Annotated in this window: 24 protein-coding genes; 16 read left to right on the forward strand and 8 right to left on the reverse strand. The window is 54.6% G+C overall.

Annotation, left to right across the window (positions count from 1 at the left end):
* Nucleotides 1–21: 21 nt before the first annotated feature.
* From DL239_RS03455 to DL239_RS03510, 12 genes are all read left to right on the forward strand, one after another.
* On the forward strand, nucleotides 22–483 hold the full coding sequence (locus DL239_RS03455; RefSeq protein ID WP_167682733.1) for a tellurite resistance TerB family protein: 462 nt from the start codon (nucleotides 22–24) through the stop codon (nucleotides 481–483).
* Complete coding sequence (locus DL239_RS03460) at nucleotides 483–923, forward strand: tellurite resistance TerB family protein (RefSeq protein WP_167682340.1); 441 nt, start codon at nucleotides 483–485, stop codon at nucleotides 921–923. Before DL239_RS03455 ends, DL239_RS03460 begins: the two co-directional genes overlap by 1 nt.
* Complete coding sequence (locus tag DL239_RS03465; RefSeq protein WP_167682342.1) at nucleotides 920–1690, forward strand: phosphate/phosphite/phosphonate ABC transporter substrate-binding protein; 771 nt, start codon at nucleotides 920–922, stop codon at nucleotides 1688–1690. Before DL239_RS03460 ends, DL239_RS03465 begins: the two co-directional genes overlap by 4 nt.
* 278 nt (nucleotides 1691–1968) lie before the next feature.
* Nucleotides 1969–2742 carry an ABC transporter ATP-binding protein gene (locus DL239_RS03470; RefSeq protein WP_167682344.1) on the forward strand — a complete coding sequence of 258 codons (774 nt, stop codon included), beginning with the start codon at nucleotides 1969–1971 and terminating at the stop codon, nucleotides 2740–2742.
* A gap of 41 nt (nucleotides 2743–2783) precedes the next feature.
* Complete coding sequence (locus tag DL239_RS03475) at nucleotides 2784–3491, forward strand: transporter substrate-binding domain-containing protein (protein WP_167682346.1); 708 nt, start codon at nucleotides 2784–2786, stop codon at nucleotides 3489–3491.
* A gap of 101 nt (nucleotides 3492–3592) precedes the next feature.
* On the forward strand, nucleotides 3593–4474 hold the full coding sequence (locus DL239_RS03480) for an ABC transporter permease (RefSeq protein ID WP_167682735.1): 882 nt from the start codon (nucleotides 3593–3595) through the stop codon (nucleotides 4472–4474).
* Nucleotides 4471–5277 carry an ABC transporter permease gene (locus DL239_RS03485; RefSeq protein ID WP_167682348.1) on the forward strand — a complete coding sequence of 269 codons (807 nt, stop codon included), beginning with the start codon at nucleotides 4471–4473 and terminating at the stop codon, nucleotides 5275–5277. The genes DL239_RS03480 and DL239_RS03485 overlap by 4 nt, the downstream gene beginning before the upstream one ends.
* A 195-nt stretch (nucleotides 5278–5472) precedes the next feature.
* Nucleotides 5473–6792 (forward strand): glutamine synthetase family protein, encoded by a 1320-nt coding sequence (locus DL239_RS03490; RefSeq protein WP_167682350.1) that lies wholly within the window; start codon nucleotides 5473–5475, stop codon nucleotides 6790–6792.
* A gap of 60 nt (nucleotides 6793–6852) precedes the next feature.
* Entirely contained in the window at nucleotides 6853–7533 is a 681-nt protein-coding gene (locus DL239_RS03495; protein WP_167682352.1) for a type 1 glutamine amidotransferase, read from the forward strand.
* A complete protein-coding gene (locus DL239_RS03500; protein WP_167682354.1) occupies nucleotides 7533–8891 on the forward strand; it encodes a glutamine synthetase family protein in 1359 nt (452 codons plus the stop codon). The genes DL239_RS03495 and DL239_RS03500 overlap by 1 nt, the downstream gene beginning before the upstream one ends.
* 111 nt (nucleotides 8892–9002) lie before the next feature.
* Nucleotides 9003–10313 carry an NAD(P)/FAD-dependent oxidoreductase gene (locus tag DL239_RS03505; RefSeq protein WP_167682356.1) on the forward strand — a complete coding sequence of 437 codons (1311 nt, stop codon included), beginning with the start codon at nucleotides 9003–9005 and terminating at the stop codon, nucleotides 10311–10313.
* A gap of 139 nt (nucleotides 10314–10452) precedes the next feature.
* Nucleotides 10453–11661 (forward strand): DegT/DnrJ/EryC1/StrS family aminotransferase, encoded by a 1209-nt coding sequence (locus tag DL239_RS03510; protein WP_167682358.1) that lies wholly within the window; start codon nucleotides 10453–10455, stop codon nucleotides 11659–11661.
* Between the two features lie 16 nt (nucleotides 11662–11677).
* Here DL239_RS03510 and DL239_RS03515 read toward each other — a convergent pair whose 3' ends face one another.
* Both DL239_RS03515 and phaR read right to left on the reverse strand, forming a co-directional pair.
* Nucleotides 11678–12604 carry a sulfotransferase family protein gene (locus tag DL239_RS03515; RefSeq protein WP_167682360.1) on the reverse strand — a complete coding sequence of 309 codons (927 nt, stop codon included), beginning with the start codon at nucleotides 12602–12604 and terminating at the stop codon, nucleotides 11678–11680.
* Between the two features lie 187 nt (nucleotides 12605–12791).
* Nucleotides 12792–13346: a polyhydroxyalkanoate synthesis repressor PhaR gene (phaR, locus tag DL239_RS03520; protein ID WP_167682362.1), complete on the reverse strand. Its 555-nt coding sequence runs from the start codon at nucleotides 13344–13346 to the stop codon at nucleotides 12792–12794.
* Nucleotides 13347–13567: 221 nt separating this feature from the next.
* Between phaR and DL239_RS03525 the strand changes: the two genes are divergently transcribed.
* On the forward strand, nucleotides 13568–14437 hold the full coding sequence (locus DL239_RS03525) for an NAD-dependent epimerase/dehydratase family protein (RefSeq protein WP_167682364.1): 870 nt from the start codon (nucleotides 13568–13570) through the stop codon (nucleotides 14435–14437).
* A 103-nt stretch (nucleotides 14438–14540) separates the two neighbouring features.
* Here the strand turns inward: DL239_RS03525 and DL239_RS03530 are convergent, their stop codons facing one another.
* Both DL239_RS03530 and DL239_RS03535 read right to left on the reverse strand, forming a co-directional pair.
* Complete coding sequence (locus DL239_RS03530; protein ID WP_167682366.1) at nucleotides 14541–14984, reverse strand: phasin family protein; 444 nt, start codon at nucleotides 14982–14984, stop codon at nucleotides 14541–14543.
* 133 nt (nucleotides 14985–15117) lie between these two features.
* Nucleotides 15118–16920, reverse strand: a complete 1803-nt coding sequence (locus DL239_RS03535; protein WP_167682368.1) for a PHA/PHB synthase family protein — start codon at nucleotides 16918–16920, stop codon at nucleotides 15118–15120.
* Nucleotides 16921–17052: 132 nt separating this feature from the next.
* Here DL239_RS03535 and phaZ point away from each other — a divergent pair, with 132 nt between their 5' ends.
* Complete coding sequence (phaZ, locus tag DL239_RS03540) at nucleotides 17053–18345, forward strand: polyhydroxyalkanoate depolymerase (RefSeq protein WP_167682370.1); 1293 nt, start codon at nucleotides 17053–17055, stop codon at nucleotides 18343–18345.
* Between the two features lie 5 nt (nucleotides 18346–18350).
* Nucleotides 18351–18923 (forward strand): DUF6151 family protein, encoded by a 573-nt coding sequence (locus DL239_RS03545; protein WP_167682372.1) that lies wholly within the window; start codon nucleotides 18351–18353, stop codon nucleotides 18921–18923.
* Between the two features lie 28 nt (nucleotides 18924–18951).
* Here the strand turns inward: DL239_RS03545 and DL239_RS03550 are convergent, their stop codons facing one another.
* The 4 genes from DL239_RS03550 to DL239_RS03565 form a co-directional block, all read right to left on the reverse strand.
* Complete coding sequence (locus DL239_RS03550) at nucleotides 18952–19674, reverse strand: alpha/beta fold hydrolase (protein WP_167682737.1); 723 nt, start codon at nucleotides 19672–19674, stop codon at nucleotides 18952–18954.
* Nucleotides 19675–19853: 179 nt separating this feature from the next.
* Nucleotides 19854–20279: a VOC family protein gene (locus DL239_RS03555; protein ID WP_167682374.1), complete on the reverse strand. Its 426-nt coding sequence runs from the start codon at nucleotides 20277–20279 to the stop codon at nucleotides 19854–19856.
* A complete protein-coding gene (locus tag DL239_RS03560; RefSeq protein ID WP_167682376.1) occupies nucleotides 20279–21271 on the reverse strand; it encodes an alpha/beta hydrolase in 993 nt (330 codons plus the stop codon). The genes DL239_RS03555 and DL239_RS03560 overlap by 1 nt, the downstream gene beginning before the upstream one ends.
* Nucleotides 21271–22020: an alpha/beta hydrolase gene (locus tag DL239_RS03565; protein WP_167682377.1), complete on the reverse strand. Its 750-nt coding sequence runs from the start codon at nucleotides 22018–22020 to the stop codon at nucleotides 21271–21273. The genes DL239_RS03560 and DL239_RS03565 overlap by 1 nt, the downstream gene beginning before the upstream one ends.
* A gap of 140 nt (nucleotides 22021–22160) precedes the next feature.
* Between DL239_RS03565 and DL239_RS03570 the strand changes: the two genes are divergently transcribed.
* Nucleotides 22161–23159, forward strand: a complete 999-nt coding sequence (locus DL239_RS03570) for an Lnb N-terminal periplasmic domain-containing protein (protein ID WP_369410531.1) — start codon at nucleotides 22161–22163, stop codon at nucleotides 23157–23159.
* Nucleotides 23160–23235: the final 76 nt, after the last annotated feature.

Consider the following 23235-nt stretch of genomic DNA (forward strand, 5'->3'; position numbering starts at 1 on the left):
GTTTCGGAGACACAAATGCCAATGTTGAAAAAGCTATTTCAGGCTTTTCGTCCCAAGGGAGCAGTGACTCTGCCAGACCCTGACGCGGAACTGGCTCTTGGCGCTTTGATGGTGCGGGTTGCACAGTCCGACCGTGAGTACCAGCTAGAGGAAATCAGCCTGATCGATCGGATTCTGGCGCAACTGTATCAACACGACGCGATTGAGGCCGCCAAAGTGCGTGCCACATGTGAGAAACTGCAAGCTGCAGCTCCGGAAAGCGACACCTTTGGCCAGTTGATCCGCGAAACCACCGGCATAGAAGAACGCCTTGCCGCGATGGATGCCCTCTGGGAAGTGGTGTTGGCGGATAACAGGGAACACCCCGGCGAAATTACCATCATTGAAGAGGCCCGCATCGCCATGGGGCTTTCCCTTGCTGACAGCCAGGCCGCCCGTGTCAAAGCCAAAGCCAAAATTGCATCTCAGTCAGAGGAAAACTGATGTTCAAGGACTTGCTGAACAAACTACTGCAACCGGTTCCTTCTACATTGGCACCAAAAGATGCGCGGCTGGCGCTGACCGCACTATTGGTGCGTATTGCTCGCTCGGACCACAATTACGCCGACGTTGAGCAAGATCGGATCGACCGCATAACCGCGTCTCGATATGGTCTGGGTATAGGAGAGGCAATCCTGTTGCGCGAACAGGCCGAAGCAATGGAGGCCGAAGCTCCCGACACGGTTCGTTTTACCCGCGCAATCAAAGAGTCCGTTGCCTATGAAGATCGGATTGGCGTCATAGAGGCGCTCTGGCAGGTTGCCTTGGCCGATGGTGAACGCGATGACAGCGAAGATGCCATTTTGCGTCTGTCCGCTAATCTTCTTGGTGTCAGTGACATCGACAGTGCAAAGGCCCGTCGACGTATGGAGAAAGCGCTGTGATTGCACATCTTGGAATGTATGACCGGCCTGAAACAGCTGCTGCCAATGACGCTTTTTGGGCTGCAATTCGGACCCAACTAGGAACCGGACCTGACGCCCTAACACGCAGCGACGATGTCTGGCAGGTCTGGCGTTCGCCTGATTTGCTGCTATCGCAAACCTGTGGCATGCCATATCGCACGCGTCTTTATAGCGAGGTCCAACTGGTCGGAACGCCTGACTATGACCTGCCCGATTGCCCACCTGGCCACTATAATAGTGTCATCATTGCTCATAATTCCCGGCAGGGTGCGGCTCTGGCGGCGTTTGACGGACAGCGTTTCGCCTACAACGAATCTCAATCCCAATCCGGCTGGGCGGCACCTATTACCCACCTTCGCGCCCGGCATCTCATGCCCGGAGAACTGATCGAAAGCGGTAGCCATCAGTCCTCAGCACTCGCCGTAGCAGAAGGCCGGGCTGACTTCGCCTCTCTTGATGCGCTTACTTGGCTCATGATTCAGCGCTACGACAGTTTTGCAGGTGATCTGGTCGTGATTGACCAGACCGAACCAACCCCGGCCTTACCGTACATCACCGCTATGGGCCGTGACGCGAAACCTCTGTTTTTGGCGATTAAGGCCGCCATCTCTGACCTGTCCAGAGACCACAAGAATACACTGCACTTGAACGGCATACTTGCAATCCCCGCCGCAGATTATCTATCGGTTCCAACACCTTTGGGACCCGCGCTGATGGTACACCAAGGCCGCGATCCTAATTTGTGAAAAGTGCATTTGCCGGCAGCGAATGCACAACACACCACCGTAAAAAGATCGCTAATCTTCATGAATTGAAAACTAGATTCGAACCGTGCTGAACGGCTTACAATAAGCCCGTTTTTTTTGACTGCAGCACCGTTAACAATCGAAGAACCCTCCGTTCCGGTGCCCCAGGTCAACAAAACGCAGGTTTACCCACAGGTTTTACCGTATTGCACGTTGCAATAGCTCTAAAATTAAGTCCAATACTAAACCCAACACAACAGTACCGGATGAAAACTACCTTGACTGACACAACCCCTGTTCTGGAAATTCGCGGCCTGCACAAATCCTATGGCGAACTTGAAGTCATCAAAGGGGTCGATATCACCGCACATCGTGGCAACGTCGTATCGCTGATTGGATCGTCTGGATCAGGCAAGTCAACCTTGCTGCGCTGCTGCAATCTGCTGGAAGACAGTCAAGAAGGTGACATCCTGTTCAAGGGTGAACCCATTTCATGGGCCGGTAATCATCTATCGCGACGCCCTGCGGACCCCAAGCAAATTCTACGCATCCGTACCAATCTCAGCATGGTGTTCCAGCAGTTCAATCTGTGGGCCCATATGACCATATTGCAAAACGTGATGGAAGCACCGGTCACAGTTTTGGGACGCGACCGTGATGAAGCAGAGGCGGACGCCCGCCGCTACCTTGATAAAGTTGGCATTGGCGATAAATGCGATGTCTACCCGGCCCAACTGTCCGGTGGTCAGCAACAACGTGCTGCAATTGCGCGCGCTCTTTGCATGGAACCAGAGGCGCTGTTGTTCGATGAACCGACATCGGCACTGGACCCCGAGCTGGAACAGGAAGTGGTCAAAGTTATCAAGGACCTGGCTGCCGAAGGCCGCACCATGCTGATCGTTACCCACGATATGAAGCTTGCCGCCGATGTTTCGGACCATGTTGTGTTCTTGCACAAGGGCCTGATTGAAGAAGAGGGCAGCCCGGACGAAGTGTTTGGCAATACCCAATCTGAGCGTCTGCGAGGCTTCTTGGCCGCCACGCGCCACTGATACAACCTAACCAAGAAACTAACCAAACTGGGAGTAATATTATGAAGTCATTATTTTTGGGTACCGCCGCGCTCGCACTCAGCGCTGGTCTGGCTATGGCCGACACAGTCCGTCTGGGCACCGAGGGCGCATACCCTCCATACAACTTCCTGAACGATGCTGGCGAAGTTGACGGTTTTGAGCGTGAGCTGGGCGACGAGCTGTGCAAACGCGCTGGTCAAACATGCGAGTGGGTCACCAACGACTGGGATTCGATCATCCCTAACCTGACCTCGGGCAACTACGACGCTATCATCGCTGGCATGTCGATCACTGCTGAGCGTGCTGAAGTTGTTGACTTCACCCAGGGCTACACACAGCCGTCACCGTCGTCCTTCGCTGCAATGTCTGCTGATGTTGACCTGAAGACAGCTGTGATTGCGGCTCAGGCTTCAACGATCCAGGCTGCTCACGTTGCTGAGTCAGGTGCTACTCTGGTTGAGTTCCCAACACCGGACGAAACCATTGCAGCTGTTAAATCTGGCGAAGCTGACGCGGTTTTGTCTGACAAAGACTACCTGAACCCAATCGTTGCTGAAACCGATCTGATGTTGCTCGAAGACATCCTTCTGGGTGGTGGTATCGGCATGGCGTTCCGCAAGTCCGACGCAGAACTGCGCGGCAAGTTCGACGCAGCTATCGCTTCGATGAAAGAAGACGGCACGCTGAACGAACTGCTGGCTAAATGGGAGATCGAGGGCCAATTCTGATCGCCCTGATCTAACATCAAGACAAGTGAGAGGGGGCCTTTGCTCCCTCTCCTACTACTTCCCGCTGCGATCCAGCTCGGCGCTAGAATACGAGGCACGCCATTTTCTCCTATTGCTCAGACCCCGCCGTTCTTGAAGGCATCCAGTGGCTAAGCTGCTACCTGACAACCGGTAAGCACATGTCCTTCTATGTCTCATTTGGGACAGTTCTACTGTTACTCGCAGTCACAGCCCCCACAGCGATGGCCTTTGGCTTTGGTGGTGCAATGGCAGCACGTGCCAGATTTGCTCCGCTCAGCTGGTTCGGCAAAGGCTATATCGCCATTGTTCGCGGCGTCCCGGATATTGCCTTCTTCATGTTCTTTGTCATTGCATTGGACCAGGGCATCGAGTGGCTGTTGCACAAAACAAAATGCCCCGATTGGACTGATCCCATACGCCAGGGTAGTGATTTTGTCGTTTGTGACATTGCTAAAATGCCGCTGGGGACATCCCCCCAATGGATGCACGAAGTGTATGGCTTTACGCTCGCAGTGGTGACTTTTGCCATCGTATTTGGCGCCTTTGCTGCCAACGTTCTCTATGGTGCGATGCGTGCAGTTCCTCGCTCCCAGATCGAAACCGCAGAGGCATACGGACTGACACATCGCCAAACATTCTGGCGCATTCTTGTCCCGCAGATGTGGGTCTACGCCCTACCCGGATTGTCGAACCTTTGGATGGTCCTAATCAAGGCCACACCACTGCTGTTCCTGTTGGGCGTCGAAGACATCGTATATTGGGCCCGCGAATTGGGTGGGTCCAAAACCGCCAAGTTCACCGCCTACCCGCATGGTGACTGGCGCATGTGGTACTTCCTTGCCCTGCTGATTTTCTACCTTGCCTTTACCAAGGTGTCCGAAGTTGTTCTGGAAAAAGTGATGAAACGTCTGTCCCACGGACAGGCCACCTTGGGTGGTGAAGCGCAAAGGAAAGCGTCATGAGCTGCGTTCAGACCTTGCAGGACTATGCATTTCGATCACTGGGCTATGGTGAACGTCTGCTACCGCGCAGTGATTTCACCCTGTGTGAGCAGTTCACCCTGATCGGCTCTGGCATGATCTGGAACATCTACTTTGGTGCACTGGCTGTGTTGACCGGTTTCTTCTTTGCGACGGCACTGGCTGTGGCCAAGAACTCTGGTCGCGCCCTGTACCGAAAACCCGCCGAGTGGTTCATCTTTCTGTTCCGTGGCTCGCCACTGTTCATCCAGTTCTTCTTTGCCTACTTCTTGTTCCTAAGTCTCAAGAGTGTTTCACCGATCTTTGATCCGTTCACATCGGCTTGGCTGGGTGCACTGATCGTATTGTTCTTGAACACCGCAGCCTATACCGGCGAGATCTTTTACGGCGCGCTTCAGTCGATCCCCAAGGGCGACGTCGAGGCCGCTGATGCCTATGGCCTGTCCGGCTGGCCTCGCTTTAAGCGAGTTGTCTGGCCTACAATGCTGCGTCTTGCGTGGCCTGCCTATACAAACGAAGCGATCTTCCTGTTTCACGCCACCACATTGGTCTATTTCTCTGGCTTTCCCGCTTGGCGTCAAAAAGGTGATGCGCTGTACTATGCCAGCTACTTTGCGGATAAAACGTTCAACCCGTTTATCCCCTATCCGATTCTAGCATTCTATTTTATCTTGCTAACACTTGTGATCATTGGCGTCTTTGGCATGGTCAACAAGCAGTTGAACCGCCACTTGCCTCAGGCAGGTCGGCCCAAGCTGAAGTTACGGATGAACCTGATCCGTTAAACCTGAAGTCAGGGCAAAAAGCACGGGCGCCCCGGTTGGTGCACCCGTGCTATTGAGTATTTTTTGCAAAAAGAAACTCAGACATGTTCAAATTTTCAATCGACGTTGCATCGCAAATCTGAACTTTTGATCAAATTATCTTGGCGACAGTGACGTCCTGCGTTAAACCCCTTGTAAGCATCAAGGGAGCCCACCATGGATCTGTCCAACCTCAGCACTATCCGAATTGCAGCATGCGATTTGAATGGCCAGATGCGGGGCAAGCGCATGCCGTCTGCAATGGCAGCAAAACTTGACGGCGGCGGTGCACGTATGCCGCTTTCTGCGCTGAACCTGGATCTTTGGGGCAGCGATATCGACGACAGCCCGCTAGTGTTCGAATCTGGAGACGCAGACGGTGTGCTGCTGCCAACTGACCGCGGCCCTGTGGCCATGCCTTGGCTCAACACAGCCTCTGCACTGGTTCCCATGACATTGCACTATGATGACGGCACCCTATTTCTGGGCGACCCGCGTCATGCGCTGCAATCGGTGCTGGAACGCTACTCCGACCGGGGCTGGACAGTCATCGCCGCAACGGAAATGGAGTTCAATCTGGTAGATGCCAGTGGTGATCAGCCCTGCCCACCTAAGAACCCAGTAACCGGGCGGGTACTGGACAGCCATGCCATCATTTCACTGGCTGAACTGGACGCCTTTGATGACTTTTTCACCGATCTATATGATGCCTCTGAAGCAATGGGTATCCCCGCCCAAACCGCCATTTCCGAAGGCGGATTGGGTCAGTTTGAAATCAACCTGAATCACCAGAATGCCCTGCGTGCGGCGGATGATGCCTGGCTGTTCAAGGCCATGGTCAAAGGCATTGCACGCAAGCACGGCCTGGCCGCAACGTTCATGGCCAAGCCATATGCGGATGAGGCTGGCAACGGTATGCATGTGCATTTCTCGGTGGTGGATCAGGACGGAAAGAACGTCTTTGACGATGGCAGTGACACCGGGTCTAATCTGATGAAGCAGGCCGTGGCCGGATGCCTGGCGGCTATGCCGGCCAGCACGTTGGTGTTTGCCCCGCATGGTAATTCCTATGACCGATTGGTGCCCGGCGCCCATGCACCCACCAGCGCCGCCTGGGGATATGAGAACCGTACTGCTGCCATTCGGATCCCCGGCGGTCCTTCTGCTGCACGGCGCATTGAACACCGTGTGGCCGGCGGGGACATCAACCCCTACCTGATGCTCGCCACTGTTCTAGGAGCAGCAATGGTCGGGATCGAAGACCAGATGGCTCCACCCGCCCCGATCACGGGTAACGCCTATGAGACCGCGGACCTGCCACAACTGGCTGACAGTTGGAGCGCCGCCATTGATGTCTTTGAGAGTGATCCGCTAATCGCGCGGATCCTGCCAGAAATGACAATTCGCAATCTGGTGATGACCAAACGGCAAGAGATGCGACTGTTTGCCGAACGCCCCAAGGAGAGCCACTGGCTGTCGTTGCTGGAAGCTGTCTGACCCCCCTTGTCCGACGGTTCAGCCTCCGCTAGGCTAAATTTGATCAAATTTAGGTGACACATGAGAATCGGAATACTTCAAACCGGCCGCGCGCCTGACGCGCTGATTGAAACCTCGGGTGACTACGACCAGATGTTTCGCACATTGCTGGATGGGCACGGGTTTGAGTTTGAAACTTACGCAGTGCTAGATGGCGTCTTTCCTGAAAACGCCGACACAGCTGACGGGTGGTTGATCACAGGCTCTCGGTTTGGGGTCTACGAAGATCACAACTGGATCCCACCACTCGAACAGCTAATCCGTGACATCCACGCCAAGGGCCTGCCGATGGTTGGCATTTGTTTCGGCCACCAGATCATTGCTCAGGCACTGGGTGGCAGGGTCGAAAAATACGACGGCGGCTGGGCCGTAGGCCGGGTTGAATATCAACAAGACGGTCGCACCATAGCGATGAACGCCTGGCATCAGGACCAAGTAACCAAACTGCCTGATGGCGCCCGTGTTCTGGGTGGCAACGAGTTCTGCGCCAACGGTATTCTGGCGTATGGCGATAACATCTGGACAGTACAGCCGCATCCTGAATTCAAGTCAGACTTTGTTGGCGGACTGATTGAAAAGCGCGGTCGTGGCGTAGTGCCAGACCCCATACTGGATGCCGCCAGAAATGCGCTGGAGCAACCGATAGATACCGACGAAATCGCCAGTTTCATGGCGTCATTCTTGAAGAAAGAGAGGGCGTAATGTCCGACTGGAAATCCACCCTGCCCGAGTCCGCGACTGCCTATCTAGAGGGCCGCCGTCTCGACGAGGTTGAATGTATTGTCTCGGACCTGCCCGGCATCGCCCGCGGCAAGGCTGTTCCTGCGTCCAAGTTTGCGCGCCAGGATTTTTTCCACCTGCCGGACAGCGTGTTCTACCAAACCATCACCGGTGACTGGGGAGAAGCCGCCGGTGACGATGGTTTCATCGAAAAAGACATGGTGCTACGCCCGGATATGAGCACTGCAACTGCAGCGCCCTGGACTGGGGACTGGACGCTGCAAGTGATCCATGATGCATTTGACAGTGCAGGTGAACCGATCCCATTTTCACCACGCAATGTACTGAAACGGGTGGTCGATCTATACACCGCCAAAGGGTGGACACCCGTCGTAGCACCGGAGATGGAATTCTATTTGGTGGCCCGCAACACGGATCCGCTACAGGAAATCAAACCCATGATGGGCCGCTCAGGCCGCCCTGCTGCTGCCCGTCAGGCTTATTCGATGACGGCCGTCGATGAGTTTGGCCCGGTGATCGACGACATCTACGATTTTGCCGAAGCGCAGGGGTTCGAGATTGATGGCATCACTCAGGAAGGCGGCGCCGGTCAGTTGGAAATCAACCTGGTACACGGTGATCCGATCAAGCTGGCGGACGAGGTGTTCTACTTCAAGCGTCTGATCCGCGAGGCCGCACTGCGCCATGATTGCTATGCAACCTTCATGGCCAAGCCGATTGCTAACGAGCCCGGATCCTCGATGCATGTGCACCATTCGATCCTAGATACAGCCACCGGCAAGAATATCTTTTCTGGCCCGGATGGTGAGGAAACAGATGCGTTTCGTCATTTCATTGGCGGCATGCAGACCCATCTGCCGGCGGCGATCGCGGTACTGGCACCCTATGTCAATTCCTACCGTCGCTACGTCAAAGATCACGCAGCACCGATCAACCTGAGCTGGGCAAAAGACAACCGAACCACTGGCATTCGCGTGCCTTTGTCTGGTCCTTCGGCACGTCGCGTTGAAAACCGTCTGGCTGGTATGGACTGCAACCCATACCTTGGCATCGCTGCGTCGCTGGCCTGTGGTTATCTTGGCTTGATCGAGCAACGCCAACCAAGCGCTGAGTTCAAAGGCGACGCCTATGCAGCCGACGAAGACATCCCGCAGGTCATGGGGGATGCTCTGGACCTGTTTGATAATTCCGAAGCCCTGCACGAAGTGTTGGGAGAGGATTTTTCCCGTGTCTATTCCATCGTAAAACGCGCTGAGTATGACGAGTTCCTACAGGTTATTTCTCCTTGGGAACGTGAACATCTGCTGCTGAACGTCTAAGCTAGATCCGCAGCCGTTGGTTCCGCACTGACAGCTGCGATTTGAGTATTTTAGGCAAAAAGAAACACTGGGCCTGATCTTGTGATCGGTCCTGCCAAATATGGTGACGAAATGGCTTTGAACCTACTGCACAGCAATGACCGCAAGGGACAGTATCCAAGCAGTTGGTATGCGGCGACGGCAAACACTCTTGCGCCTTTTGCCTCCCTGAAAGGCGATACGCGCGCCGATGTTTGTATCATCGGCGGGGGCTACACTGGCCTGTCGGCAGCTCTGCATCTGGCCGAGGCCGGTATGAACGTAGTGCTGCTTGAGGCGCACCGGGTGGGGTTCGGCGCCTCTGGCCGCAATGGGGGCCAGTTGGGTAGCGGCCAGCGTCTGGATCAGGAAGGTTTGGAAGCCCTGATAGGCGATCCAGAGGCTGCAAAACTGTGGCAGTTGGGCGAAGATGCCAAGGATCTGGTTAAGGGGTTGATCAGGCGGCACTCAATCGAGTGTGACCTAAAGCCTGGCGTCGCCTGGACCGGGTCGAGCAGCAGTGATGTGGCGCATCTGCATGAGTATGGCGCGCATCTGCAAGACCGGTATGGCTATGACCAGCTAGAGATATTGGACAGGAAATCCTGTCATGAGATGTGCCCCTCGCCCGACTATCAGGGCGGGTTCCTGGACATGGGTGCAGCGCATCTGCACCCGCTGAACTATGCACTGGGACTGGCAAAAGCAGCCACTGCCGCAGGTGCCGTTCTTTATGAGCAAAGCGAAGTTTTGAACATCGAGCCCGGCCCCCAGATCAATGTCACCACAGAAAATGGAAGCGTAACCGCCGACCACTTGATCTTGGCCTGCAACGGCTATCTGGGGGGACTGAACGCCAAAGTGGCTTCAAAGGTAATGCCCATCAACAACTTCATTGCTGCGACCGAACCACTTGGTGATGAGGCCGCCAAAGTTTTGACCCGCGATGTTGCCGTGGCTGACAGCAAATTTGTCGTCAACTACTTTCGCCTTAGCGCCGATAAACGGCTGCTGTTTGGCGGTGGCGAAAGCTATGGGTACAAATTCCCCAGCGATATTGACGCAGTCGTGCGCAAACCCATGACCCAGATATTCCCGCATCTTAAAGACGTGAAGGTGGATTATACTTGGGGTGGCACCCTGGGCATCACCATGAAGCGCATGCCCTACTTGGCCCGCCTTGGCCCCAACATTCTGTCTGCCTCGGGCTATTCTGGTCACGGAGTTGGAACTGCCACGCATGCTGGCCAGCTTATGGCACTGGCAATTCAAGGCCAGGCCGAGGGGTTCGATACAATGTCACGAGTTCCAGCCCCTTCGTTCCCAGGTGGTCCCAGACTACGCTCTCCATTGTTGGTTCTTGCCATGACCTGGTATGTTCTGCGCGACCGTCTAGGGTTCTGATCCAGAACCTAGCACTGCAAATTAACAAGCAACAGTTGTGTGAAATTTCTGACCGAACACCCCGTTTGGTCAGAAACTCCTTGGCACGTGCGCTGCATTGATTTACTAAAACCAAAGGGTCAATTCAGGATTTCAAAATATGACACAGGTTCCTAACGTACATACAGCCGAGCCCATCCCAGATGCGGCGCGTGAGGCTATTGATGCCCTGATGTCATCCGGTGATCTGTTTCGCTATACCGCACCGCAGGATGCCCCTGTTGCTTTGCTCGAACAAGAATTTGCCGAACTTCTGGGCAGCAAGTTCGCTCTGGCAGTTTCCTCCTGCTCCGCAGCCCTGTTCCTGTCGCTTAAGGCATTGGAACTCCCCCGTGATTCACGCGTTCTGATCCCTGGATTTACTTTTGCAGCGGTTCCGTCGTCAGTGGTACACGCCGACTGCATTCCAGTTCTGTGCGAAGTCGGCGAGAATTACCGGATCAATCTGGCGGATTTTGAAGCCAAGCTGGATCAGGACATCTCTGCCGTTCTGATCAGTCACATGCGCGGCCATACATCAGATATGGATGCAATCCTCGCACTGTGCGAAGCCCGTGATATTCCTGTGATCGAGGACGCAGCACATTCGCTAGGCACAACCTGGAATGGTCAGAACATCGGCACCCTTGGCCGCATTGGCTGCTTCTCGTTTCAGTCCTACAAGATGATCAATGCAGGTGAAGGTGGCATTCTGATTACGGATGATGCCGATCTGGTGGCCCGTGCGGTGATCATGTCTGGCGCATACGAGCACAACTGGCAAAAGCACAAAGGCCCACACGGCGACAACTCGCCTGAACTGGCACAGGCTTTTGCCAAATGGCAGAATAAGTTGCCGCTCTATAATCTTCGCATGAGCAATCTGTCGGCCGCAGTTATTCGTCCGCAGCTGCCAGAGCTGATGCGCCGGGTCCGTGATGGCCGCGCCAACCACGACTATGTGGCCGAACAGCTGAATACCTCTCCGGTTTTGCAAGTCCCTGCCCCACTCGCACCCGAAGTACGCGCTCCGGATTCAATCCAGTTCAATCTGGTCAACATGAACGCTCAGGAAATTGAGTCTTTTGCGGCCGCTACAGAAGCGCGCGGCGTCAAAGTGCAGATTTTCGGCCTGTCCAGTGATAACGCACGTGCATTTTGGAACTGGCAATTCTTAAACGACCTGCCCGAGCTACCGCAGACCCGCGCCATGCTGATGAATGCCTGCGATGTGCGCCTTCCGGTGCGTCTGACAAAGGCAGAACTGGATGTGATTGTCGAAATCCTTCTAGTGTCTGCAGCCGAAGCAAAGGACCGCGCCGCGGCATAAGTTCTGCAGCCACATGTCAGGTTGACCATCCATCTAAGGATAGCCCTGACATGTTATGCACAGCGTCCCGCTCACGCAGATAGCCTTTTGCCAGATCGTGGCGCGTCTTGTCCTGCAACACAGGAACCGAGACCGTCGCCGCATCAATCCTGCGACGCACAACTGATGTTAGCGACCTAGGTAGGAACCGCTTCACCCATGTCTGGATGGGACCAGGATGCCGGATATGACGCGTGATCCAAGGCCAGGCTGGCAGGCAAGTAAGTGTCGAGGACGCATTAACGCGTTGATTTTGTGGCATCGGGTGCGGCGACAAGCCAAGATGCTCGCACAGCTGGCACCAACAGGCAGCAGGCTCTGTTTGCAGGCTGTCAAAGGCCAGAAACAGAATTTGGGTTGGGTCGAAAACATCCAGATATCGTTTGATCTGAGCCGCATAACACCCGTTCGATCGGTAGCCGTGCCCCCAGCTCCACCCTTGTTGCATCCGAGCATCCTCATCGAGCAGCGCGGCTTCGAAAGTTGTGTGAGGCTCAATACCTTCGCGACGATGCTGCAAAAACTGAGAGAACGCCCGCATCACCGGATCACGTAAAAGGATGACAATTCTTGCATCTGGTCGTGCATCAGCTATTCGCGCGGCCGCTTGAGGGTCTATCATATAGATCGGCGACACATCGCCCGCTCGCTTACCTCCTTTGGCCGCATACAAGCGATCATAATCCAGTGCATCTGTTGCAACCTCGGCCACATAACTCAGATCATATGGCCCATTGCACGGCGCTGCGGTACCCCCGACAAAAGCAAAAAAACCCGGTTCCTTCACGCTTGGCAGAAAGACGTCGGGATGCTGCCGAAGCCAACTCCACACCGCAGTTGTTCCCGACCTTGCTGCACCGACAACGTAAAACGCCGGGGCATTCTGCGGACTAGGGTTTGCCATATCGCCCTCCACTCATTCATTGCGTTAACCAATAATAGGACCAGCACTGAATGGAGGAATGTCCCGTGAGGATAGCAAGGGGCCAAGGCGGTCGTAGAACCTACCCTACCGGATAGGCACAATGTGATCCTGAGATGACTTAACTGCCAGAGCTTAGTGCGCGCGGATGCGCACCACTTCAGAGACCCTATTTGAGCTTTGACAGCTTATCCTGCAGTTCGGCCAGCTGCTTCTTGATATCATCCAGCCCTTCGCCGTCACTGCTGCTTGGCTTTTCCGGCTCCCGCGCGGAAACGCCCATGCCCGGCCAGCCACCGCCCATAGCTTTCAAAAAAGCTTCCTGTTGAGCCTTCATCGCCTCGAACCCAGGAATATTTGCCATGGGGTTCATCGCTGTCATGGTTTCCGTCATCTGGGACTGACTGTCGCGCAGCATGTCGAACGAGCTTTGCAGGAATTGGGGCATAATCCCACCGCCTGGCACCATATAGCTACGCACCAAATCATTCAGCACATCCACTGGCAAAACGTTTTCGCCCCGGCTTTCGTGTTCAGCGATGATCTGCAAAAGATATTGCCGAGTCAGGTCATCCCCTGACTTTAGATCAATGATCTGAACCTCGCGGCCTTCACGAATGAAACCGGCTATATCCTCTAGCGTAACATAGTCGCTGGTCTCGGTATTATACAGCCGCCGGCTTGCATAGCGCTTAATCAACAAGGGTTTATCCTTTTCCGCCATGTCAACTCTCCCGGCTATTGATGCATTGCAGCAAATCCTATGCGAGTGCAGCACAAAAAGATAGCATCCTACTGGCCAAAATTTCCTTTCTTCCGATAAGCAAACGCTCTGTCTGGGACAAAATCGATCGGCTTCAAGCCCACTTGAATTATTCCCTTGACCTAAAGTGGGCTTCAGCTTTTACAGACAATCCCCAAGAGTAATCAACAATGGGGGTCCCCATGAAAGTTTTGTTATTGGGCGGAACAGGGTCTATCGGCACCGGTGTCGCAGTTGAGCTGGTGAAACATGACCACACAGTCATCGGTCTTAGCCGGTCAGACCTGTCTGACCAAAAACTCAAGCAGCTAGGCGTGACGCCCTACCGTGGTGATCTGCGAGAGCCGGACTACTGGAGCCACCTGATCACTGACGTAGACGGGTTAATCCAGCTTGCCACCACGTTTGACGAAGACATGGACCAAGTGGATACGGTGGCAATGTCTGCAATCTTGGAACAGGCATCGCAGCGTCGCACCCCATTGCGGCTGCTCTATACTGGTGGCTGTTGGCTTTATGGTGCGACAGGCGACGGGGTTGCCAGCGATAAAAGCCCTCTGCGCCCGATCTCATCATTCTCATGGATGATAAAAAACAAGAACATGCTAACTGATGCCGAACAAATTTCAGCGGCTATTCTGCACCCGGCGATGGTCTATCATGACGAAGGTGGCGTTTTCACTCGCTTTATCCAACAGGCGCAGGAAGGTGCCCCGATCGAGGTCTGGGGTAGCATTTCCACTCGCTGGCCTTTGGTTCACCGCCAGGATCTTGCTGTGGCTTACCGTATGTTACTGGAAAACCCCGAACTGACCGGCAGCTTCAACGTCGCAGCCGAGTGTGGCGTCAGAGTCTCAGACATCGTCGCCGAAATTGCCCGGCGCCACCAACATCAAGCGGGATATCTAATACGGAACCTAAAACACGTCGTCGCCAAACACGGCACTTGGGCCGAAGGCCCGACACTGGATCAACAGATGAGCGCCGCGAAAATTCAAGATCTATGTGGCTGGAAGCCCCAGTATGCTGATTTTCAAGCCGCCGACTTTTGACGGACGATAGCGAAGTTGAAAATGAAAAAGGGCAGGTCTTTCGACCTGCCCATCATCGCGAGGACACCTAGAGGGAGGAACCGATGTCACCCGTGCAAATGTCTTATTTCTTTGCAGTTTTCTTAGCAGCTGCGGTCACATCAGCTGTGGCCTTTTTAACAGCAGCCGAAGCTTCTTCGCTCATGTCTTTGCCAGCAGCCATCATCAGTTCAACAGTTTCCATCTGAACCTTCTTGGCGATCTCAGCAAATGCAGCCATGTTTTCAGCTGCTACTTCTGCCGATGCGCTTGCGAAATCTGTGACAGCTTTGGCGTAGTCAGCTGGGTCAGACTTGGCCTGAGACATGCCGCTCAACTTGTCCAAAGTTTCCTTGGCCCATTTGCCGGATACTTCAGCAGATTTTTCAGCAGCGTTCAAAGCAACGTTTGACAGCTTTTCGTTCAACGCAGTTGTGTTCTTGTATGCATCTTCCATCGCAGCGGTGTCGACCGGGAATGCACCCATCATGTCCTTCATGACGGCGGTAAAGTCTTGGTTCGTAGCCATAGTTCCAAATCCTCAATGTGCCGCTGTCGGGACAACCCCGTCTGCTTAGCATGAGGACTATATACTTTCTGCACCGCAGCATTGCAAGGTTAGTTTTGCTGCAACGCAGAAAATCTCCGCAAAACGCGCATTTTCAACGCCTTGCGCTTACTCTCACATAGGTTCCCGGCGCCGGAGCCAGAGGTGTATGATCAGAATCACCGGGTTTCCGTGCCTCAACCTGCTTGCCTGACCGCTTTTTCAACCAGCTCTGCCACCGCGGCCACCAGGACCCTTCGTTAAATTCTGCATCTGCAAACCACCCGTCCGCATCCTGCTTCAGGTTCTTGTTTGTATAGTGACCATACTTTTTCTTACTTGGCGGATTGACGATGCCGGCGATATGGCCCGACTCCGACACGATAAAGGACTTGCTACGCGAACCCATCTGCTGGACGCCACGATAGCATGCCTTCCAAGCGGCGATATGATCGGTCTCGCAGGTGATAGACATCAGCGGAACTTCGACATCGCTCAACCGCAGTTTATGACCCATTAGCTCAAACCCCTCACCAGCAAACTCATTACGCTGGCACAGCCCGCGTAGATACTGCACCGCCATCTTACCCGGCAGGTTGGCGCCATCGCCATTCCAATACAGCAAGTCAAAAGCAGGCGGCGTCTGACCCATCATGTAGCTACGGATAGCAGGCCCATAAACCAGATCATTTGAGCGCAAGAATGAAAAAGTCCGTGCCATGATATAGGATCGCAGCAGGCCAACTTCGTTCACCTCAGCCTCGATCCCATCGATAAAGTCATTCTGCAGGAACGGAGTGAATTCCCCCTGATCGCCAAAATCCGTCAGTGCGGTAAAGAATGTTGCCGATTTAACCGAGGTGTCGCCGCGTTGCTTCATCAACGCCAGTGTCAGGCTCAACGTCGTACCGGCAATACAATAGCCCACGGCATTGACCTGTTTGACCTTGCAGATCTTTTTGACCACATCGATCGCAGTCAGGAAACCGTCCTGAACATAGTCCTCCATACCGACATCGGCATAACTCTCATCCGGGTTGATCCACGAGACAACAAATAGGGTGTACCCCTGCTCTACCACCCATTTGATAAGGCTGTTCTGAGCCTTTAGGTCCAAGATGTAGAACTTGTTGATCCATGGCGGAAACAGCACGATTGGTGTCTCATGCACGGTTTCCGTTGTCGGGCTGTATTGTATGACTTCCATCATCCGATTTCGGTAAACAACCTCACCTTCGGACGTGGCAATGTTTTCACCTAGTTCAAAGGCACTCTCATCGGCCAGCTTCACAATCAGCTCGCCATTATTGGCCTCAAGATCAGCCACCAAGTTCTTCAGACCGTCGATCAACGACTGACCGTCAGTTTCGACCGCTTTTTCCAACGCATCCGGATTAGTCGCCAAGAAATTGGTCGGTGCCATCATGTCTACGATCTGATCGGCAAAATAACTAAGCCGTTTCTTGTCGGTGGCTTCTAATTCGCCGACCTCAGCCACCGACTTGCGGATCGATTCAGCATTTGTCTGGTACTGCTGCTTGATAAAATGAAAGTACGGATTGCTCTGCCACATCGGATTGGAAAACCTCCGATCCGTGGAATTAGCCTTGGGCTCTTCCGCAGCCTCTTGTGCCAAAACCTGTTGCGCTTCGGCAAAATTCATCACCGATTTGCCCCAGAATTCAACCTGTTGCTCTAACAATTTCGCAGGATTTTGCACGGCTCCGGCCCAATATGCCGTTGCTGCGCGCGCAAACAGATCTTGATTCGGTCCATCCAGCGCTGCGTTATGCGCCCTTTTATTCGACATAACTTCGATCAAGCGCTTAGATAATTGATCGACCTTTTCCATATTTTTCTGAAGTTTTTCAATATGTTCCGAATCACAAACATAACCAAAATCGTCACTAGTTGTCATTTTAAGGAATTCCCCTTAATTTTCTGCTATGCAGAATAACGTCGCCCCCATGTTAGGGCAAAGCGACCAAAAATCCGATGGGTAGGATATTTTTCCTCCACAAAAGTTGGACAAAATCTGAGGGAACCGAGCATGCGCTATATGATGACCTACGATCTGATGGAAACTGCACGAAACGCGAACCAATGGTTTGGCGCAACGGCACGATCGCTGGCATCCTATCCGATGTTCTCTGCCGTCCCGAACCCTGCACTGGACTTGATGGCCGCATGGGGCGAAGTTACCGAGCGCAGTTTTGAACGTATGGTGGCAAAGCCTGACTGGGGCATCCGTACCTTCACGTGCGAAGATGGCCGGGATCATCTGGTCGAAATCACACCCGTTTTGGAACGCCCATTTGGCGACCTGCTACATTTCAAGGTCAACGGCCGCGAAGAACAACCCCGCAAGGTTCTGCTGGTGGCGCCGATGTCCGGCCACTACGCCACATTGCTGCGTTCCACCGTCAAAAGCCTGCTTGTAAACTGCGAGGTTTATATCACCGACTGGCACAATGCCCGTGATATTCCTGTATCTGCTGGCAAGTTCGATGTTGAGGACTACAGCCTGTACCTTGTTGACTTCATGCGCGAACTGGGCCCGGAAACCCATGTCGTCGCAGTCTGCCAGCCTGTTCCGCTGGCGCTGGCCGCAACGGCCTATCTGGCCGAGCTGGACCCAACCGCGCAACCCAATTCATTGACCCTGATCGGTGGCCCAATAGACCCAGACGCCGCCCCCACCGAAGTCACCGATTTTGGCGCCCGCGTCACCATGGGCCAACTTGAAGAGACCATGATCCAGCAGGTTGGTTTCAAATACCCCGGCGTCGGCCGCATGGTCTACCCCGGCCTGCTACAACTGTCCTCGTTCATCTCAATGAACGCCGAACGCCATTCCAAGGCGTTTTCCGACCAGATCCAGCGCGCGGCCAAGGGCGAAGCCTCTGACCATGATGCCCACAACCGTTTCTACGACGAATATTTAGCGGTCATGGATATGCCTGCCGAGTTCTATCTGTCGACGGTTGAACGCATTTTCAAATCCCGCGAGATCGCGCTCAACGAATTCACGATTGATGGGCACAAGGTAGATTTCGGCAAGATCACCGATGTCGCTATCAAAACAGTCGAAGGCGCCAATGACGATATCTCGGCCCCGGGTCAGTGCATCGCCGCGCTGGACCTGTGCACCGGACTAGATAACAGCCTAAAGGCCAGCCATGTCGAACCCGGCGCGGGACACTATGGCATCTTTGCCGGTCGCAGCTGGCGCGACAATATCCGCCCATTGGTGATAGGTTTTATGGATGCCAACAGCCGCCATTCCAAACCCAAGCCCAAAGCCAAGACCAAGCGTAAACCAGCCAACAAAAACGCGGCCTAAGAACCATGGCAGCCAGTGATCAGACCTTTGCCTGCAACTGTGGCAAACTGAGTGGCCATGTCACTGCAGAGGGCATTAAATCCGGCACTCGCGTGGTCTGCTACTGCCCCGACTGCCGCGCAAATGAGCTGTACCACGGTCAGCCTGACCCTGCCCCTGGCCCTGTCGATCTGTTCCAGCTATCGCCCGACACAATCAATCTAACCAAAGGGTCTGAGCATTTGCGACTTATGCGTCTCAGCCCCAAGGGTACCCTGCGTTGGTATGCGGGCTGCTGCGGCACGCCCTTTGCCAACACATTGGCAAAGCCTACCCTGCCCTTCGCAGGCCTACGTGCCGACCTGTTCACCAACAAGGACGCATTGGGCAAGATCAAAGCAAAGGCCTTTATTCCGCAAAACGGTCAGCCCGCCAAAACCAAGGGCGCCGCGGGCATGGCTCTTGGCATCATCAGCCGCATGATCACCAGTCGCCTGTCAGGCCGCTGGCGTGAAACGCCGTTCTTTGATGTCGAAACCGGCAACCCAGTGGCCGAGGCTGAAATGCCATCCAAGGAAGAGCGAGCGAAGCTGTATTAACAAAACGGGGTTGTGAACTCCAATTTTATCAGCCCTTCCCGTCTAACCACTCCACCAAAACTCGGTTCACCACATCCGGCCGCTCCAGCGTTGGCAAATGCCCCGCAGCCGTTACAATTTCCAGTTTTGCGGTTGGGATCAACTCAGCCATGAATTCGTGTCGCTTCACCGGGGTCAGCTGATCATATTCACCACATAGGATCAGTGTCGGAACCTTACATTTGCGCAGCGTCCCCTGTTGGTCCTGCCGCCGTTGCAGCGCCCGTGTCTGGGCTACGAACAGCGCCTCGCCCAGCTCCATCCCCATCTGATACACTTGATTCAGAATTTCAATCCGCTGGGGCCCCGGCGCCAGATAGTCCGGCATCATGCTCTGCCGCAGAACATCTTCCATCCGCCCTGTACGTGCCCCAATAATCAATGGCTCCCGAGTGGCCGCCTGTGCAGGCGTATCCGCCAGCGGACTGGTGCTCATCAGACATAGTCGGCTTAGCCTTTCCGGCGCCCGCCGCAGGATTTCCATCGCCACGGTGCCGCCCATTGCTAGTCCCAAAAGGGAGAACCGAGCAGGCATCTGCCGCAACAGGTGCTTAGCGATATCCTCAATTCGCTCACCGCCAAGCAAGGGTGCGACCATCACTGGTAGGTGCCGTGACAGCGCGCCTATTTGCGGCGCAAAAACACGAGCATCACTCATCATACCAGGCAAAAACACCAAAGGATCCTGTGACAATTGCTCTGCCTGCACCATTTCCTCGATCCTTTGCAAACGCTTAATCCGTACAGCCACTTAGCGTTTCCCGCTCGCTTCACGCAAGCGCAATAGGTTTTACAGATAAAAACGTTTCTAAACCGAAACCAATTCCTTTCATCTGGCCAAAAATATCCCGGGGGTGAATTGGCCGCAAGCCAAGAGGGGGCAGAGCCCCCTTAATATCCACCCCACCGAAATGCACCCTCGCCAGACAAGGCAGAGAACGGGTTGAAAGCAACCTCCCACAGCTGCCCATCTGGCGCCCTAAAGTACCCGTGATGGCCACCCCAAAATACATCTGTAGCTGACACCAAAACCTCGGCCCCGGCAGCTTCAGCAGCCGCCAAAACCTCTGCGACCTCGTCTTTGGTTCGGGTGTTATAGCTCAAAGACACCCCGCCTTTGCCCAATTCCTCAACAGGCAGACCAACCTCATCGGCCAACGCCTGCAGCGGATACAGGCCCAATGTCTGCGAAATGAGATTGAAAACAATAATCCCTTCTTGGCTCTCCACCCGTTTCCAGCCCAGCGCCTCATAGAACGCTGCAGCTTTTTGCATATCCTCAACACCCAAAGTAATCAGGCTAACTCTTTGTTCCATCACTGAATTCCTATTCCCTTCAACCAGACCTGGAAGACCTGAACAGCAGCATCCGTTTGCCCCGGTGACAGAATATCCCCTGCAATTGTATGCGCATTCACATCGTCATCTGGACCCGGCGTAACCCTGTGCAGGTCGACGTTTCCTCCCCAACGTTGTGCAACCTGGGTGGTCAGATCCGAACGCACAATCCGATCCCTCTCCGAAATCAAGAACAAAGCAGGAACATGAATTTTACCTACATCCATATCCATCACCCTGTCAACCAGCGCCGCCATCGGCAAAACCGCGACAGAAGGATAGGACCGTGTCCAAAATCTGGCGTGGTCCTCGCTTCGCGCTGGAAATGTCAATTGCCGCCCGGCCAGTGGTGGCAGCCAGTAACGCGCTGCAGGCCAGGTCAGCAACGGCGCCATTGCGGTTTTGAGCCCGTAATTTGGCGACACAAAGATCATCGCAGCGATATTCTCTGACAAGTCTGGATCCATTGCTGCGGCCGTGGCCAGTGTTGCCCCAGTAGACGATGCAATCACCACCACCTGTTCACCGACCTGTCGCGCCGCTGCCAATCCCTCGGCCAGATCCATCATCCAGTCATTCACCGTGGCCTCTGCCATGGCCTTGCCTGTACGCCCGTGGCCGCGCAGACGCGCAAAAACCAGATTGGCGCCCAGCGCATCTGCCACCTTGTCGGGAACAGGACGGATCTCTTCCGAGCTAGCCGAGAACCCATGCACATAAAGCACCGAGTAAGGCGTGCGTTGTTCCTTGAACCCATCCTGCCAGATCACCCGCTTTTCGGTGCCGGCTTTCAGGTCAGCGACATTGCTCTCAACGCTTTCAAAGTAAACCTGCACCCCTTCCCCAAATCGACGCGGCTCAAACGAGGCTTTCAAATCAACAGGTTCATAGGGCCCCAATGCCCACAATCCTCCGGCCACAAGGACCAGCACCAGTAACATACGCCCTAAGATACGACCAAACCTGCGCATTACGCCTCTCCCAACACGTCCTGCACGGCTTCCTCGATCATCTGCAAACATGGTCCGTCCGAAAACCGGTGATCCGCATCCTTGACCAAGTTCAGCCGCATATCATCGCAGGTTGCATGATCCATCAGGCGCAGCGCGGTTTCGGTGCTCACCGCTGTATCCGCCGTTCCTTGCAAACAACGCACTGGAAACGGCAGTTCCAACGGCTCGCGCAACACCAACTGTTCCCGGCCATCCTCGATCATGCGTTTGGTGATGATATAGGGTTCCATATAATCACTTGGCAGTTCCACATGACCGACTTTCTCCAGCTCCAGCTTCTGCATCGGGGTGAAGTTGGCCCAGTACCCGTCTTCGGTGAAATCCGGCGCCGCCGCTATCGTGACCATTCCGTGCACGCGTTCAGGCATCGCTTTGGCCAGCAACAATGCTTGCCAGCCACCCATGGATGATCCAACCGGTGCAATCGGCCCTTCGGTCAGTTCGGAAATCGCCGCAACTGTATCGAGATGCCAGTCGCCAATACAGCCGTCCTCGAATTTGCCCGAGCTTTCCCCATGTCCTGAATAGTCAAACCGCAAAAATGCTAGCCCTCGGGCCTTGGCCCAGGCTTCTAGATGCACCGCCTTGGTGCCCTCCATGTCGGACTTTAATCCACCCAGAAACACCACCCAAGGGCCTTTCCCCTCGCTGCGGTGATAGGCAATGCGGCGCCCCTGCGGACTGTCTAGAAATTTAGCTGCGCCCATATCCAGTCTCCTTAATGTTTCCCAAGATGTGACACGCGCTACCACCGCCCGCAATTGGTGATTTATCACGCCAAGCCTCATCCACTGTTTGATTGTTGCTGCAACTGGTCCATAAGACTGCAAAATTTTCGAGGTGCCACGTGACCAAAATTCTCAATGTATTGCTTATCGCGACCCTTATTCTGGGGCTGACCATTCTAACAGCCTGGGCCGCACTTGCGCTCTGGTATCGCCTGCCCTTTGGCATGCCCATTCGCGCCATTTCCGCCGGCGGCTTTGCTCTTCTGGGCCTATCTGTCATTGCCTCATTGTTCCGGCCAAGCCGCTTGCGTGCATTGGCCACCTACTGCCTGGCGCTGGCGACCACGCTGTTCTGGTGGACCACACTCACCCCACCGTCTCAGGCTAATTGGGCCCCAGACGTCGCCCGCCAGGTCACAGGCGAGCTCAACGGTGACCAACTCACCCTAACCAATGTGCGCAACTTTGATTGGCAAACCCCAACCGAGGCAACAGAACGCTGGGAGACCCGCAGCTACGATCTGGCCGACCTGCAAGGTGTTGATCTGTTCATGTCCTATTGGGCAGGCCCGCAGATGGCCCATATGATCGTCAGCTTTGACTTTGCGGATGCTGATCCCATTGCATGGTCGGTCGAAGTTCGTCGTCAAGTCGGCGGTGGATTTTCCCCTATCGCCGATCTGTTCAAATCCAACACCCTGGTGATCATTGCCGCTGATGAGCGCGACGTAGTCGGCACCCGCAGCAATGTGCGCGGCGAAGATGTTCAACTGTACCGCATCGATACAACACCTGAAAAAGCACGTGCACTGCTGTTGAAATATGTCCAGGCCTCAAACCGGTTGGCCGCACAGCCCCACTGGTACAACTCGCTTCTGACCAATTGTACAACCGTGGTCCTGGACATGATCCGCACCATTGTGAACGAGGTTCCGCTGGACTGGCGTGTGGTCGCAAATGGCTACCTACCCGAATATGCCTATGACCGTGGCGTGCTCGACAGCCGCCTGACGCTAACGGAGTTGCGCGACCGCTCGCACATCAATGCCGCGGCTAAGGCGCACGGGCTCACCGCTGGATTTAGCGCCGCTATCCGACAAGACCTCCCCAAGCCTTAACCCTTCTTCTTGTAGGAAATACCTCGGGGAGCGCGAGGGGCTGGCCCCTCGCCCCTCAACGCTTGACAGACAGGTC

It is taken from the genome of Parasedimentitalea denitrificans (genome assembly GCF_011813015.1).
GTDB classification, from domain to species: domain Bacteria; phylum Pseudomonadota; class Alphaproteobacteria; order Rhodobacterales; family Rhodobacteraceae; genus Parasedimentitalea; species Parasedimentitalea denitrificans.